The organism is Nonomuraea soli, from assembly GCF_013761175.1.
Classification (GTDB): domain Bacteria; phylum Actinomycetota; class Actinomycetes; order Streptosporangiales; family Streptosporangiaceae; genus Nonomuraea; species Nonomuraea soli.
The window spans coordinates 891,163-905,108 of the sequence record NZ_JACDUR010000001.1; the positions used below are offsets into that span (position 1 = coordinate 891,163).

Below are 13,946 nucleotides of genomic sequence, written 5' to 3' on the forward strand. Positions count from 1 at the left end.
AGAGAGGAGATCCGGCCATGGCCGTGGGAATCTTCGCGGGAATCCCCGTGCGCGACTGCAAGAGCGCCGTCGAGTGGTACACCAAGCTGCTCGGCAGGGATCCGGCGTTCTGGCCCAACGACGTCGAAGCCGTGTGGCAACTGGCCGACGACCTGTACGTGTACGTCATCGAGGACGCCGCGCGGGTCGGGGGCGGCGTGAGCATGATCTGGGTCGACGACCCAGCCTCCGAGGTCGACAGGATCGCGGCGCGCGGGATCAGGCCGACGGGCAAGGAGGAACACGGCGGCGTCTGCAAGTGGGTCTTCCACGACGCCGACGGCAACGAGACCGGCATCGGGGGACAGGTCGCGTCATAGCGGCCTGCCGGGCGGCACCGTCCATCCGCCCGCAGGTCAGATGCCGCGGGTCTGGTAGGTGCAGCTCGGATCCGACGCGGCGCCCGTGTCGAAGAGCACGGCGAACCTCACGAACACCTGGTGGCCCTTCGGCCTGCTCACCGCGATGTTGTGCTGGCCCGTCCCGCCCCCGGTGAATCTCAGCGCCTTGAACACGATGTCCGGCTGGGCGTCCCGCATGAAGGAGAACCGGATATGTTGTCGGACCCGCCTGCCATGCTGGGCGCGTGAAGGTCGTATTCGATGCCGAGTTGTGGATCTGGGACGCCCGCAGGGCCGACAGCTGGACCTTCGTGAGCCTGCCGGTGGAGGAGTCGGAGGAGATCCACGACCTGACCGGCGGGTCGCGGCGCGGGTTCGGCTCGGTGCGGGTGCGGGTGACGATCGGCGTGAGCAGTTGGAAGACGTCGATCTTCCCCGACAAGGGCAGCGGCCGCTACGCGTTGCCGATCAAGCGAGCCGTACGGCGGGCGGAAGGACTCGACGCGGGCGACGTGGCGAGCGTCACCGTCGAGCTCGTCGACTTCTGACGCCCAGGACCGGGGCCGGTCCGAGGAGCGGCGAACACTCTGGGTTACAGTCCGTTGCATCAGGTGACAGCGAGGGGGCGGTCATGCGTGGTGTGGTCATGCACGGAGCCGGAGACGTCAGGGTCGAGGACCGTCCCGATCCGGTGATCGTGGAGCCGACCGACGCGATCATCCGGGTGAGCGCGGCCTGCGTCTGCGGCTCCGACCTGTGGCCCTACCGCGGCCTGGAACCGGTCACCGAACCCCGGCCGATGGGGCACGAATACGTCGGCGTCGTGGAGGAGGTCGGCGACCAGGTCACCACCCTCAGACCGGGCCAGTTCGTCGTCGGCTCGTTCTGGGCCTCCGACAACACCTGCGAGATCTGCCGGGCGGGCTACCAGAGCGCGTGCGTGCACCGGGTGCTGATGGGCACCATCGGCACCCAGGCGGAGCGGGCGCGCATCCCGCTGGCCGACGGCACCCTGGTCGCCACCCCCGGCGTTCCCGCCGACGACCTGGTGCCAAGCCTGCTGGCCGCCTCCGACGTGCTCGGCACGGGATGGTTCGCGGCCGTCGCCGCGCAGGCGGGGCCGGGCAAGACCGTGGCCGTCGTCGGCGACGGCGCGGTCGGGCTGTGCGCGGTGCTGGCCGCCCGCGAACTGGGGGCGGAGCGGATCATCGCGATGAGCCGCCACACCCCGCGTCAGGAGCTGGCGCGCCACTTCGGCGCCACCGACATCGTCACCGAGCGCGGAGCCGAGGGCGTGGCGCGGATCAGGGAGCTGACCGGCGGGCTCGGCGCGCACAGCGTGATCGAGGCCGTCGGCACCCAGGAGTCGGTGATGCAGTCGATCGGGTCGGCCCGGGCGGGCGGGCACGTGGGGTTCATCGGCTACCACGGCGAGGTTCCGGTCGAGGAGCTGTTCTACTCGCTGGTGCACCTGCACGGCGGGCCCGCTCCCGTGCGCAGGTTCCTGCCTGAGCTGGTGGAGGCGATCTGGCACCGGCGCATCGATCCCGGCGCCGTCTTCGACCTGGAGCTGCCCCTGGAGGAGGCCGCCGAGGCCTACCGCGCGATGGACGAACGCCGGGCGATCAAGGCCCTCCTGCGCCCGTGACCTGACGGACCCGCCGACCCGCCGACCCGCCGAGTCGTGGGGGGTCGTGTGGCGGGGTCGTGTGGCGGGGTCGTGTGGCGGGGTCGTGTGGCGTCGTGGGCCGGGGGCCGGGCGGCCGTGGGGTCACGGCCGGCCCGGCTTACACGACGGCGCCGTCGTCCCAGCCCGAGTCGTTGGGCGGGCCGTCGCCCATGCGCACCACCAGCACCACGAAGCCGCCGATGAAGGCCGCCACCGCGAGGATGACCGCCCACCCCTCCAGCGGCCACTTCGCCATCGCCGCCACCAGGAGGTAGGCGGGCCCGCCGAACAGCGCACCCCAGGCGATCTTGGTCGTGACGTCGACCTTGGGCAGCGGCGGGGGCGGTGGAGGGGTGTATCCGTCCTCCTCCTCGGCCGGCGCCTCGCCGTCGTCGTCGTCCTCGTCACCCGCTTCGCCCGCGTAGCGTTCGCGCGCGAACTCGCCGGCACCGGAGCCGGAGTCGGGGTCCTCGGTGGGCTTGACCACGCGACGGCTCGGCTCGGCGGGAACGTTCTCGCTGTCGGGCCATGGCTGATCCGCCGAGTCGCGCTCGGCCGTGTCGTTGAAGGACGCGACGATCTGGCGCCAGACCTCGTCCTCGTCACTCTGGGGCGTCACCCTCGCGCCTTCCCCTCCGCACGAACACACGTACTCCACCGGACCTGGTGCCCCCCGGCGTGCGTTCAGTCCCTCTGCAAGGGTACCGAGGCATGTGTCCTGATGAAGTCGAGGCTCCCGGCAAAGATCGTGTCCGCATCGTTGTCCAGAGTCGCAACATGATAGCTATCTGACAATTCCTCAATCTGGGTGTTAGGCAGGATTCTTCTGATGATGGCGACACTGGTCGGTTTCACCACGTGATCGTCGGTGCTGTGGTAGACGAGCAGCGGCTGGGTGACCTTCTCCAGCTCCGCCTGGACCAGCGACCACAGCCGGGGCAGGGTCGAGGCGGCGGCGACGGGCGTGCGCGTGTAGGCCAGCTCCGTCACCCCCTCCTTCTTGACGTCGTTGGCCACGCCCGGCACGGAGCGCACGAACCAGCGCAGCACCGGAGCGATCCTGAGCAGGGGCACGTCGTTGGCGATCGACGGGTTCACCGCGACGACCCCCCTGATGGCCTCGCCGTGCACCTGGGCGAGCCGCAGCGCCATGCATCCCCCCAGGCTCAGCCCGGCGACGAACACCTCGGGGCAGCGCCCGCGCAGATCCTGGAAGGCCTTCTCCAGCTCCGAATACCAGTCCTCCCAGCGCGTGCGGTTCATCTCCTGCCACGTGGTGCCGTGGCCGGGCTGGCGTGGCAGCGACACGCTCAGTCCGTGCGCGGCCAGGTACTCCGCCCACGGCCGCAACGACTGCGGCGTCCCGGTGAACCCGTGGCAGAGCAGCACGCCGACCTGCCCCGCTTCGTGCCTGTACGGCTCCGCGCCCGCCATGAGCGGCATAACAAGCTCCTCGGATGGAAATCATCCCGAATTTCCCGATCGTTGCACGATCGGGGGCGGTTGTGCGAGAGCTGGGTGTAGGAGCACACGCGAACTGATGCGAAGATGACCGTGCACGACATTGATGGAGGTGGCCGGGTGTTCTACTGGGTGGCTAAGGCGATTCTGGCGCCGATCCTCCACCTGCTGTTCCGCCCCTGGTTCGAGGGCATCGACAACGTGCCCAAGCAGGGTCCGGTGATCCTCGCGGGCAACCACCTGTCGTTCGCCGACCACTTCTTCGGGCCGCTCCAGCTCAAGCGCAAGGTCATCTCGCTGGGCAAGTCCGACTACTTCACCGGGCGCGGCATCAAGGGATTCTTCACCCGGCTGTTCTTCAGCGGCGTGGGCACCGTCCCCATCGACCGCTCGGGCGGCAAGGCGTCGGAGGCGGCGCTGCGCACGGGCCTGCGCATCCTGCGCGAGGGCCAGATCCTCGGCATCTACCCCGAGGGCACCCGCTCGCCCGACGGCCGCCTCTACAAGGGCAAGACCGGCGTGGCCCGGCTGGCCCTGGAGTCGCGGGCGCCGGTCATCCCGTGGGCGATGGTCAACACCTTCGAGATGATGCCTCCCGGGCACCCGCTGCCCAAGATGGGCATCCGTCCCGGCGTGCGGTTCGGCAAGCCGCTCGACTTCTCCCGCTACTACGGCATGGAGGACGACCGGCTGGTGCTCAGGGCGGTGACCGACGAGATCATGTACGCCCTGATGGAGCTGTCGGGCCAGGAGTACGTCGACAAGTACGCCGCCAGCGCCAGGGTCGAGATGGAACGCGCCGCCCGCGCGGCGTCGTCCGCCGAGTCTCGCTAGGGGGTCACCCCGGCAGGTGGGCGCGGACCTGCCTGATGTGCTCGGGCGTGGTCCTGCAGCACCCTCCGACGTAGCCGGCGCCCCACGCGGCGGCCGCCTCGCCGTACTCCACCGGGTCGGCCAGGCCCTCCCAGCGGCGCGCGGCCGCGTCCCACCGCTCGCCCGAGTTGGGGTAGGCCACGGCAGGCTTGCCGCTCAGCCGCTCCAGGAGGCCGGGCACGAAGCGTGGCGCGGTGCAGTTGACCCCGAACGCCACCACCTGCGGCAGGTCGGCGAAGAGCTTGGCCGCCTCGTCGATGGGCGTACCGTCGTTGAGATGCCCGTCGTCGCGGCACGACACGGCCACCCACGCCCGGGTGCCGGGCGACTCCTGTAGCAGGCGGGCGACGGCCCTGAGCTCTACGACCGAGGGGACGGTCTCGACGGCGAGCAGGTCGGCTCCCGAGGTGGCGAGGATCTCCCAGCGCGGCCGGTGCCAGGCGACCAGCCCGTCCTCGTCGAGGTCGTAGTCGCCGGTGTATTCGGCGCCGTTGGCCAGATACGCGCCGTACGGCCCGACGGAGGCGGCCACGAGCCCGGAGCCGTGCGTGTCACGGGCCTCGACGGCGAGCGACACGGCCTTCCTGATCAGCGCCTCCGCCTCGCCCACGCTCAGCCCGCGGCGCGTGAAGCCCTCGAGGGAGGCCTGGTAGCTGGCGGTGGTGGCGACCTCGGCGCCGGCCGCGAAGTAGTCGCTGTGCACTTGCCGGATCAGGCCGGGGTCCTCCAGCAGCAGCCGCGCCGACCACAGCTCGTCGCTGAGGTCGGCGCCGAGGGTTTCGAGATGGGTGGCCAGGCCGCCGTCGAGTACACGCGAAGTCATCTGATCAGGCTACTCACTCGTAGCGCTGCCCGATCTGCCTGACCACCTCCACCCAGTTGGCCCCCGCGTCAGGGGCGTACTCGCCCGGTGTGTAGACCACCTCGGTGATGCGCCCGGTGAACGGGAAGGAGCCGTTCTCCCACACGACGGGCGAGCGGCGGTCGACGCCGACGTCGATGCCCTCCATCGGGCAGAAGCCCGTCAGCATCGGCAGCCCGGCGAGCTTGCCGCGTTCCTCGCCGTCGACGCTGACGGTGGCCTCCCACATCCAGCCGCCCGGCGCCGCCACGTCCAGGCGGACGCGCTCGCCCGGAGGGCCGCAGCGCAGGGTGCGCAGCTCGCCGTGGCCGTTGTGGGTGAAGGTCAGCTCGTCGTCGACGTAGAGCACGTAGCCGCCGCCCTGGCCGCCGTGAGCGACCAGGACGCCCCTGCCGGGCCGCGCGAGGGTGACGTCGACGGTGAACGCGCGCCACTGGATGAGCTGGAGGGAGGTCCAGCGCTCCAGCGTGTGCACCTGCGGCGTCAGCCGTACCGGGGCCGGGGCGGAGTGCCACGGCGGGCGCAGCAGGAAGCGCAGGCGCGAGCCCTCGTCGAGGGGGTAGACCTGGTTGGCGTGGGCGGCCCGCTCCCACGCCCCGGCCAGTTCGGCGACCAGGTCGGGACGGTCGGCGGCCAGGTCGTGGAGCTGGGTGCGGTCGGCGGCGCGGTGGTAGAGCTCCCACTCGTGGTCGCCGAACGGCGTGAGCGGCTGGTGACGGGTGACGATCTCCCACTCGCCGCGCACGTAGCCGCGGTGGCCCTGCAGCTCGGAGTACTGCTCCTGGTGGGCGTGGGCGGCCGTGGCGTCGCCGACGATCCCGGCCATGGAGTGCTCGGCGCCGGGCTGGAGCCCGGCCAGGTCGAGCAGGGTGGGCAGCACGTCGGTGACGTAGGCCCACTGGTGGCGCAGCTCGCCGCGCTGGGGCAGGGCTGCGGGCCACGACAGCAGGAAGGGTACGGCGTGGCCGCCCGAGTGGGTGTTGCACTTGTACAGGCGGAAGGGCGTGTTGGAGGCCATGGCCCAGCCGCGCGGGTAGTGGGCCAGGACCCGGGGGCCGCCGATCAGGTCGTAGCGCTCCACGTCGGCGGCGGGGTCCTCGCGGTCGTTGCCGCTGATCTTGGAGATCAGGGTGCGCAGGTACTGCGTCGTGCCGTACTCCTCGCCCTCGCGGGAGCCGCCGTTGTCGGAGGTGAACACGAAGATCGTGTTGTCGAGCTCGCCCAGGTCGGCCAGGGCGGCGCGCAGCTGCCCGACGCTGCGGTCGATGCCGGCGACCATGGCGGCGTAGACCTCCATGTAGCGGGCGTAGAGCCGCTGCCGCTCGGGCGGCAGCTCCGCCCAGGCGGCCACGTCGTCGCCCGGCTCGGCGTTGCGTCCTGGCAGCTCGGTGCCGGGCGGGATCAGGCCCAGCTCCCGTTGCCGCTCGAAGCGGCGGCGCCTGATCTCGTCCCAGCCGTCGTCGTACACGCCCGCGAAGGCCTCGATGTCGCAGGCGGGGGCCTGCAGCGGCGCGTGCGCGGCGCCGTGCGCCAGGTAGAGCAGGAACGGCTTGCGCGCATCCGAGGCCTTGGCCTGGCGGATCATCGACACGGCCTGGCCGGTGAGGTCGTCGGTCAGGTAGTAGCCCTCCGGGTACTCGTCGACCTCGACGGGGGAGTTGTCGCGCATGAGCCGGTGCGGCTGGTGGAAGTTGGTGAACGCCTCGAGGAATCCGTAGTAGCGGTCGAAGCCGCGCTGCAGCGGCCAGGCGTGCTTCGGACCGGCCTCGGACATGTCGCTGTCCTTGGTGAGGTGCCACTTGCCCACCGCGAAGGTGTGCCATCCGGCGGCGCGGAACAGCTCGGCCATCGTCGGCACGTCCGCGGCGATCTCGCCCGCGTAGCCGGGGAAGCCGGGGTCGGAGTTGGCGATGTGGCCCACTCCCGCCAGGTGCGGGTTGCGCCCGCTGAGCAGCGCGGCCCTGGTCGGGGAGCACATCGGGGTGGAGTGGTAGTCGGTCAGCCGTACGCCCGCCCCGGCGAGCTCGTCGAGGTGCGGGGTGGGGATCTCCGACCCGTAGCAGCCGAGGTCGGCGAAGCCGACGTCGTCGACGAGCACGACCACCACGTTCGGCGCCCCCGCCGGGGCGGCGGGGCGCTCGGGCCACCACGACTCGGATCCGGCGATCGTACGGCCGACGCGGCCCTGGAACCCGCCATAGGGGATCATTCCCGGAGTATAGAACGATGTTCTACACTCCGGGCGTCTCCCAGGTCAGCCGCGCTTCCAGAACGGCCTGCGCTCCGGTGTGCCCTCGGGCCCGGCCAGGCGTGCCAGCACGTCGATCGCCCGCTGCCACAGCGCGCCGACGTCGGCGCCCGGCCGGTCGGCCCGCTCCAGTTCGCGGGCGAGCGCCTCCAGCTCGGCATGGCCGCCGAGGAAGGCCGCCAGCGCGGACAGGCGGCTCGCCAGGTCGGCCAGATAGAGCTCGCGGTCAGCGGTCACCTCGCGCAGCCGGACGAGCTCGGCGGCCAGCTGAGCCTGCACGTGGTCGGTGGGGGCGGGTGCGGGACGCATGGCACGCTTGGCGAACCCCCGGCCGCGTGCCGCGGGCGGCGGCGGGGGACCGGCGGGCGCGCCGGGTGCGACGGGACCTCGCGCGGGTGCGCCTGCCTGGGCGGCTCCTCCGGCGAGGAAGTCGGGCAGGTCGAGCTCCGCCTCCTGCGCGGAGTAGGCGGCGGGCGCGAAGGAGCGGGAGGCGGGCTTGGGCATCGGCATGGCGGCGGCCATCATCGGCGCCGCGGCGGCCACCGGCATCTCCCAGCCGCTGGGCAGCTCCACGGGCTGGATCACCCGGTGCTGCGGCCCGCCCTCCGCCACCACCCGGTTGTCGATCGCGACATAGGCGGTGAAGCGGCACAACACCCCGTGGTCGAGCGAGAGCCGCACGATGCGCGGCTCCAGCGCGTGCTCGCCCATCGCGTAGCGGTCCTCGAGCTCACGCAGCCGCGCCCGCGCCCACAACGCGGGCAGGGCGGGGTTGGCGACGGTCACCGGGGCGACGCTCTGCTCCCACGGGCTGCCCGCCGCCAGACCGTGCACGGTGAGTGGCCCCTCGCCGGAGCAGCGCCCGAACACCTGCAGCGGCACTCCGGGGAAGATCGACCCCAGGTGGGTGACCTCCTCCAGCCCCTGGCCCTTCAGGGACAGGTCGGTGACGAGCGGCGCGCCGATCCTGCGGTGGATCTGCTCCATCGCGGCGTCGAGCCGGTCCTCCGACTCCACCAGCTCGCAGCGGCCCGCGCCGAGCCCCGCCAGCCGTCCCAGGAACCCGGCGTTGACCGCCCTGTCGATGCCCACCACGTGCACCCGCATGGCCGACAGGGCGCCGCCGACCTGCTCCAGGATGTGGTCCTCGTTGCCGACCTGGCCGTCGGTGACCAGCACCACGACCCGCTCCCTGCCGGGCTCTCCCAGCAGGGATACCGCCTGGCGCAGCGGGTCGAGCAGTTCGGTGCCGCCGCGCGCGTCGACCCGCGACAGGTGCTCCACCGCGCGGAAACGGTTGCGGTCGCTCGCCTCGCGCAGCCCGTCGAAGGCGGACTCGACCACGCTGTCGAAGGCGAGGACGGCGAAGCGGTCGGCGGCGGTGAGGGTGTCGACGATCCTGGCCGCGGCCCGGCGGGCGGCGACCATCTTCCAGCCGCCCATGCTGCCCGAGCGGTCCAGGAGCAGCACCACGTCACGCGGCACCCGGCCCTCCGGTACGGCGGGCGGCACCACGGTGAGCGAGAAGGCCCCGCCTTCGTCCACCTGAAGCGACGTCGAGGCGGCGAAGCCCAGGCGCAGGATGAAGTCACGGTCGAGCCGCTCGCCCGGCCGCACGCTGACCGTCGTGCCCTCCTGCTCCACCACGTGCAGGCTGGAGGCCAGCTCCGTCAGCTCCAGCCCGGCCGCGTCGACGGTGGCCGACAGGCTGAGCCGTACCGGATGGGGGAAGCCGGGCAGGAGCACGGGCGGCGTGATCCGGGAGGCGTCGGGCACCTGGTCGGTGTCGGGGTAGGCGCCCGAGCCCGCCTGCTCGCCGTCGAGGGGCGCGCCCGGGATGTAGCGGGGGGCGACCACGAGCGGGAAACGGAAGGTGGCCGCGCCGTCCTCGTACGGCAGCGGCTGGCTGAGCGTCAGCCGGACCGTGACACGCTCGCCGGGCACGATGTTGCCCACCGTGATGGTGAAGACGTCGGGGCGGTCCTCCTCCGCGAGCGCCGCGCGCCTGCCCTCGCGCACGGCCTGGGCGTAGTCGGCCCTGGCCTGGCCGCGCTCCTTGAGCACGCCCTCGATCACCCGGTCGTCGGCCTCCATGCGGAAGCCGGTCACCGCCGCCCTGTCGGGCAGCGGGAAGACGTAGGTGGCCTCCAGGGAGACGTCGAACGGGTTGCGGAAGCCCTGCGCCACCTCCACGCCGGCGATCAGGCCGGTGATGGACGCCTTGACGTCGAGGGACTCGAGAGGCAGGTTGCCCTGCTCGGTCCTGAGGGCGCCGAAGCCGGAGTCCTCCAGGGGGAGGCACAGGGTCGGGTCGAGCGAAGTGATCTTCACAGGAGGCTCCGTTCTTCGAGTACCTCGAGGAGCGGCCCGGCGGCGGCCAGGACTGCCTCGATGTCGTGTGGAGTGGGGGTGCGGGTGGCGCCTTCGAGGAGGAGCGTGACGTGCGGGGTGAGCTTGATGCCGTGCAGCGGCGTGGGGGTCGCAGGGGCGGCTGAGGGAGTGGTCGTCGGGCGTGCCGTCCAGAACCTGGGCGCCGCACGTGTCGCGCCGGGCGGCGGCTCGGCGGGCGGTGCGTCAGTGAGTGGTGCTTCGGGCGGTGGCGTGTCGGCCACCTTGGCGAGCACTGAGTCGGGCGCCCCCGCCAGCGCGGCCTGGATCTCGGCGATCGACAGCCCGCTCGCCTGCAGCCGCTTGACGGCCACGAGCTGCAGCAGGTGGCGCCTGCCGTACCTGGCGACCCGGCCGCGGCGGGTCAGTGGCGGGTCGACCAGGCCGATCGTGGTGTACCAGCGGATGAGCCGCTCGCCGGGCACCTCGCGCACGCGCCCGTTGGCGGCGGGGGATCCGCCGCCGAGGGCGTCCGCCGCCTGCTGGGCCAGCTCGCCGATCGTCCAGGTCTCGCTCATGCTCCCACAATGACACTGTCATAGTTACAGTGTCAAGGTGGGAAGATTCGGGCGCTGGAAGTGGTTCTTTAAGGGGTAGGACAAACGCCGAACGACGGAGGAAAACAGCTCATGGCACCCATCACCGGCCCGCTGTCCGGCACTGACAAGGCGACTGTCGCGGAGGCGCTCCAGGGCGCGCTGGTCGACCTCGTCGACCTGTCGCTCGTGGCCAAGCAGGCGCACTGGAACGTCGTAGGCCCGCACTTCCGTTCCATCCACCTGCAGCTCGACGAGCTCGTCGCCATCGCGCGCGAGCACGCCGACACCATCGCCGAGCGCGCGGTGGCGCTGGGCGTCAACCCCGACGGCCGCTCGGCCACCGTCGCCGGGAACACCGCCATCCACCAGCCCGAGAACGGCTGGATCGAGGACGGCAAGGTCATCGCCACGATGACCGACATCCTGGAGGGCGTCGGCAAGAGGCTGCGCGAGCGCATCGCCGCCACCGAGGAGGCCGACCCGGTCACCCAGGACCTGCTGATCGCCGTCGCCCAGGACGTCGAGAAGCAGCACTGGATGTTCCAGGCGCAGCGGTGACCCCCGCGCGGCGCCCGGCAGACGACGGTCTGCCGGGCGTTTTCGCGTTTAGAGGGCCGTGAGACTCGCGTGGGAAGGGCCGTCAGAGCAGGTCGCGGGCCAGCCGGGCGATCGCCGGGCGGGTGGCGAGGAACTGGCGCAGATCCCCCTCGTCGGTGAGATCCGCCTCCATGAGGGCGCGGGCCCAGGTGTCGCCGTCGGCGTTCTGCGCCGCCGTCTCCAGGCGGGCCAGCAGGCTGGTGCCCGGATGTGACTCGCGGCCCAGGGCCGCCAGCAGGTGCGGCCAGCGCACGGTCAGCGCGGCGAGCTTGGCCACCTCCATGTCGGTCACCCTGACGCCTCCCGCCTGGTGGCGGCGGAAGGTGACGAAGGCGTAGAAGCGGTAGACGTTGAGGTAGCGCTTGACCTCGCGGGGATTGCGCAGGCCCAGCGCGGGGAGGGCGGCCTCGATGGCGCGGAAGGCGTTCTCGTCGCTGTGGAGCTCGTCGAAGACCCGCTCGGCGGCGATCCTGGCCGGCTCCGACAGCCGTCCTGGCCGGGTGGGGAAACCCAGCGTGTCCTCGGCCCGATGGGCGGCCTCGTCGAGGGTGTCGATGGTGGGGGCGTGGGCGCGGATGAGGACTTCGAGGTGGTCGACCAGCTCGGGGTGCACGACGGTGCGGGCGGCGGCGCGGGCGTCGATCCGGGCGGCCGGGGGCACGCTCGCCGCGGGTCCGGACGTCGCGCTCTTGACGCCCGGCTGCGCCGTACTCCCCCCTGTCGTCTCGGCGACGTGAGGCGCGGGGGCCTCCGGGGAGGGCGGCAGGCCGAGGAGGGTGCGCACGTAGGCGGGCAGGCGCTCGTCGTCGTCGAGCAGCGGCACGCTGAGCGGCAGCTGAACGATCTTCTCCAGGAACCTCCACCCGATGCTCTCGTCGGGCAGGTGGCACATCAGCTGCCGATAGGCCACCTGCACGTGCGCCGCCACCACTTCGGGCTCCATGGCCAGCACGAACACGCAGTTGGGGAACTCCCCGGCCAGGAACAGGTTGATCGCCTCGATGACCTGCGCGACCGTGCTCGACGAGCACCGGTCGAGGTCGTCGACGAAGACCACCAGCGGCCGGTCCTCGGTGGCGACCAGGGCGAGCACCCGGCGCATGTCCGTCTGCACCAGGTGCAGGAATCCCGCCTTGGAGCTGTAGGCGTGCTCGGGGATGATCCCGCTGGTCGCGAAGGGGTCGGGCTGGTTGATCAGCGTGCCGAAGGCCCCGTTGGCCGATTCGCCGAAGAAGGTGCTCAGCCGCAGGGTGCCGGCCACGACCGAGGCCAGGCATCCGGCCGAGGCCACGCCGGCCGCCGCCTCGGCCAGCCACGGGAACAACGTCGACCCGGCCCAGGCCGAGCCCGACAACACGAGCGTGACCGCGAGGCCCAGGGCGACGGGCGCCAGCCTGGTCACGGCCAGCCGGTACATCCGGCGCCTGACGGCCTCCCTGTCGATGCGCGACAGGTTGAGCTCCAGCCAGAACCGCTCACGGTCGGTGCGCGACATGCGCCCGGTGACCTGGCTGATCAGCTCGTGCGCCAGCCCGGCCCACACCTGCTCGCCGTTCTGGTACATCCACGGGTTGAACCACACGGTGGGCCGCCAGCCGGGGTCGGCGACGGACTCGGCGCTGTCGTACGGCACGCCGCCGGTGTGCAGCCGCTGCAGCACCTCGGCGTTGGTGACGTCCCCTGCCCGCCCGCCCAGCCGCAGCGTGCCCGCCGAGCCCGGGTCGAGCAGCTCGCGCACCATGCGCATCAGCGAGGTCTTGCCCGCCCCCCACGGTCCCTTGATGCCGATGGTCAGCGGCGGCGCGGTGTCGGGGTGGCGGATGAAGGCGGCGATGGCCTCCGCGTACACGCGGTGCCCGAGCCGGTCGTCGACGGTCCACTGGTCGGGGGTCAGCCGCGTCCTGGGCGGCACGGGACGGCTCTCGGCCCGGTGGCGGCGCAGCAGGACCGAGACGCGTGCCGCCTCGTGGGAGGGCATGCGCGCCAGCCCGAGCTCGCGCACGGCCGGGTGCTGCGGCCCGGTGAGCGCCCATCCGGCCAGTTCGGCGAAGCCGTCGGCGGCCTCCAGCCGGGCGGCCAGGTCGGGGGTGAGCGGCTCCCGCAGCAGGCAGGAGCGCCGGAGCAGGGTCTGGGCGGCGGGCGACAGGTGCAGGTCGTAGACGCGGGAGGCGATCTCGGCGGGGGTGCGGGGCAGGGACTGCTCGCCCCGCTCTGCCAGGCGCCGCAGCGTCTCGGCGAGCGGGTCCTCGACCGCCTCGTGCCCGCTCTGCGCCGGGACCAGGGGGAGCGCGTCACCCGGCGGGCGTCCCGCCGAGACCTCGACGTCCTCGATGTCGCCGTGGCTGAACAGCATCGGGCACAGCTGGGAGCCGAGGCGCTCGTAGTGCTGCTTGGCCAGGCCGTACAGGTCCTGGACGGTGACCCGGCCGCGTCCGGTGAGCAGGCCGTCGGCGAGCACCTCGGTCAGCGAGGGCGCCGCGCCCGGCCGCTCGCCCGCCGCCGCGGACGAGGCGGTGAGCGAGGCGGTCAGGGCGGCGGCCGCGACCGGCGGGTCGCCCGGCACGTTGAGGCGGGCGTGGCCCGGCTCCTGCGGGCCGGCGGACAGCACCCAGCCGAAGTCCACGACGAGCAGCAGCGCGGTGGCGCTGGAATGGCCGACCCCCCGCCCGAAGTCCATGATCAGCTTGGTGAAGGAGCTCGGCACCCATCCGGATCCGGACGGCCAGCGGATGACCAGCAGCTCCCCGGGCGCGGCCGCGCTCAGGAAGGCGGCCAGCGCGGGGTAGGGATCCTCCCCGGTGTCGGTGGTGACCTCGAAGCCCGACACCCGCAGGGCGTGGGCGAAGCGGGCCGCCTCGCCGTCGAGGAAGACCAGGGCCCGCCGGGCGCGGATGGCCGGAGGCAGCTCTACCAACGCTGTCATAGGTGA

General features: G+C 72.3%; 13 protein-coding genes. 5 read left to right on the plus strand and 8 right to left on the minus strand.

Going from position 1 to position 13,946, the window contains the following annotated elements; translation table 11 throughout:
• The first annotated feature begins 17 nt into the window (after positions 1 to 17).
• The gene (locus HNR30_RS04265) at positions 18 to 359 is read left to right on the plus strand and encodes a VOC family protein (RefSeq protein WP_181608303.1); all 342 of its coding nucleotides are present in this window, start codon (positions 18 to 20) and stop codon (positions 357 to 359) included.
• 36 nt (positions 360 to 395) lie between these two features.
• Here the strand turns inward: HNR30_RS04265 and HNR30_RS04270 are convergent, their stop codons facing one another.
• Complete coding sequence (locus HNR30_RS04270) at positions 396 to 578, minus strand: hypothetical protein (RefSeq protein WP_181608304.1); 183 nt, start codon at positions 576 to 578, stop codon at positions 396 to 398.
• A gap of 47 nt (positions 579 to 625) precedes the next feature.
• On the opposite strand from HNR30_RS04270, the gene HNR30_RS04275 reads away from it, so the two are divergent.
• Positions 626 to 928: a DUF1905 domain-containing protein gene (locus tag HNR30_RS04275; RefSeq protein ID WP_181608305.1), complete on the plus strand. Its 303-nt coding sequence runs from the start codon at positions 626 to 628 to the stop codon at positions 926 to 928.
• Between the two features lie 83 nt (positions 929 to 1,011).
• On the plus strand, positions 1,012 to 2,028 hold the full coding sequence (locus HNR30_RS04280) for a zinc-dependent alcohol dehydrogenase family protein (RefSeq protein WP_181608306.1): 1,017 nt from the start codon (positions 1,012 to 1,014) through the stop codon (positions 2,026 to 2,028).
• A 139-nt stretch (positions 2,029 to 2,167) separates the two neighbouring features.
• On the opposite strand, the gene HNR30_RS04285 is transcribed toward HNR30_RS04280, so the two are convergent.
• Both HNR30_RS04285 and HNR30_RS04290 read right to left on the minus strand, forming a co-directional pair.
• Entirely contained in the window at positions 2,168 to 2,668 is a 501-nt protein-coding gene (locus HNR30_RS04285; RefSeq protein ID WP_181608307.1) for a hypothetical protein, read from the minus strand.
• 65 nt (positions 2,669 to 2,733) lie between these two features.
• A complete protein-coding gene (locus tag HNR30_RS04290; protein ID WP_181608308.1) occupies positions 2,734 to 3,492 on the minus strand; it encodes an alpha/beta hydrolase in 759 nt (252 codons plus the stop codon).
• A gap of 138 nt (positions 3,493 to 3,630) precedes the next feature.
• Between HNR30_RS04290 and HNR30_RS04295 the strand changes: the two genes are divergently transcribed.
• Positions 3,631 to 4,344, plus strand: coding sequence for a lysophospholipid acyltransferase family protein (locus tag HNR30_RS04295; protein ID WP_181608309.1), 714 nt, complete (start codon positions 3,631 to 3,633; stop codon positions 4,342 to 4,344).
• Positions 4,345 to 4,348: 4 nt separating this feature from the next.
• Here the strand turns inward: HNR30_RS04295 and mmuM are convergent, their stop codons facing one another.
• Genes mmuM through HNR30_RS04315 form a run of 4 tightly spaced genes read right to left on the minus strand, consistent with a single transcriptional unit; the run spans position 4,349 to position 10,399 of the window.
• Positions 4,349 to 5,206, minus strand: a complete 858-nt coding sequence (gene mmuM / locus HNR30_RS04300; protein ID WP_181608310.1) for a homocysteine S-methyltransferase — start codon at positions 5,204 to 5,206, stop codon at positions 4,349 to 4,351.
• Between the two features lie 13 nt (positions 5,207 to 5,219).
• Positions 5,220 to 7,454: an arylsulfatase gene (locus HNR30_RS04305; RefSeq protein ID WP_181608311.1), complete on the minus strand. Its 2,235-nt coding sequence runs from the start codon at positions 7,452 to 7,454 to the stop codon at positions 5,220 to 5,222.
• A gap of 45 nt (positions 7,455 to 7,499) precedes the next feature.
• Positions 7,500 to 9,824, minus strand: a complete 2,325-nt coding sequence (locus HNR30_RS04310; protein ID WP_181608312.1) for a VIT domain-containing protein — start codon at positions 9,822 to 9,824, stop codon at positions 7,500 to 7,502.
• Entirely contained in the window at positions 9,821 to 10,399 is a 579-nt protein-coding gene (locus tag HNR30_RS04315; protein ID WP_181608313.1) for a helix-turn-helix domain-containing protein, read from the minus strand. The genes HNR30_RS04310 and HNR30_RS04315 overlap by 4 nt, the downstream gene beginning before the upstream one ends.
• Positions 10,400 to 10,510: 111 nt before the next feature.
• Here HNR30_RS04315 and HNR30_RS04320 point away from each other — a divergent pair, with 111 nt between their 5' ends.
• The gene (locus tag HNR30_RS04320; protein ID WP_181608314.1) at positions 10,511 to 10,978 is read left to right on the plus strand and encodes a Dps family protein; all 468 of its coding nucleotides are present in this window, start codon (positions 10,511 to 10,513) and stop codon (positions 10,976 to 10,978) included.
• An 82-nt stretch (positions 10,979 to 11,060) separates the two neighbouring features.
• Here HNR30_RS04320 and HNR30_RS04325 read toward each other — a convergent pair whose 3' ends face one another.
• Positions 11,061 to 13,940, minus strand: a complete 2,880-nt coding sequence (locus HNR30_RS04325; protein ID WP_181608315.1) for a KAP family P-loop NTPase fold protein — start codon at positions 13,938 to 13,940, stop codon at positions 11,061 to 11,063.
• Between the last annotated feature and the right edge of the window lie 6 nt (positions 13,941 to 13,946).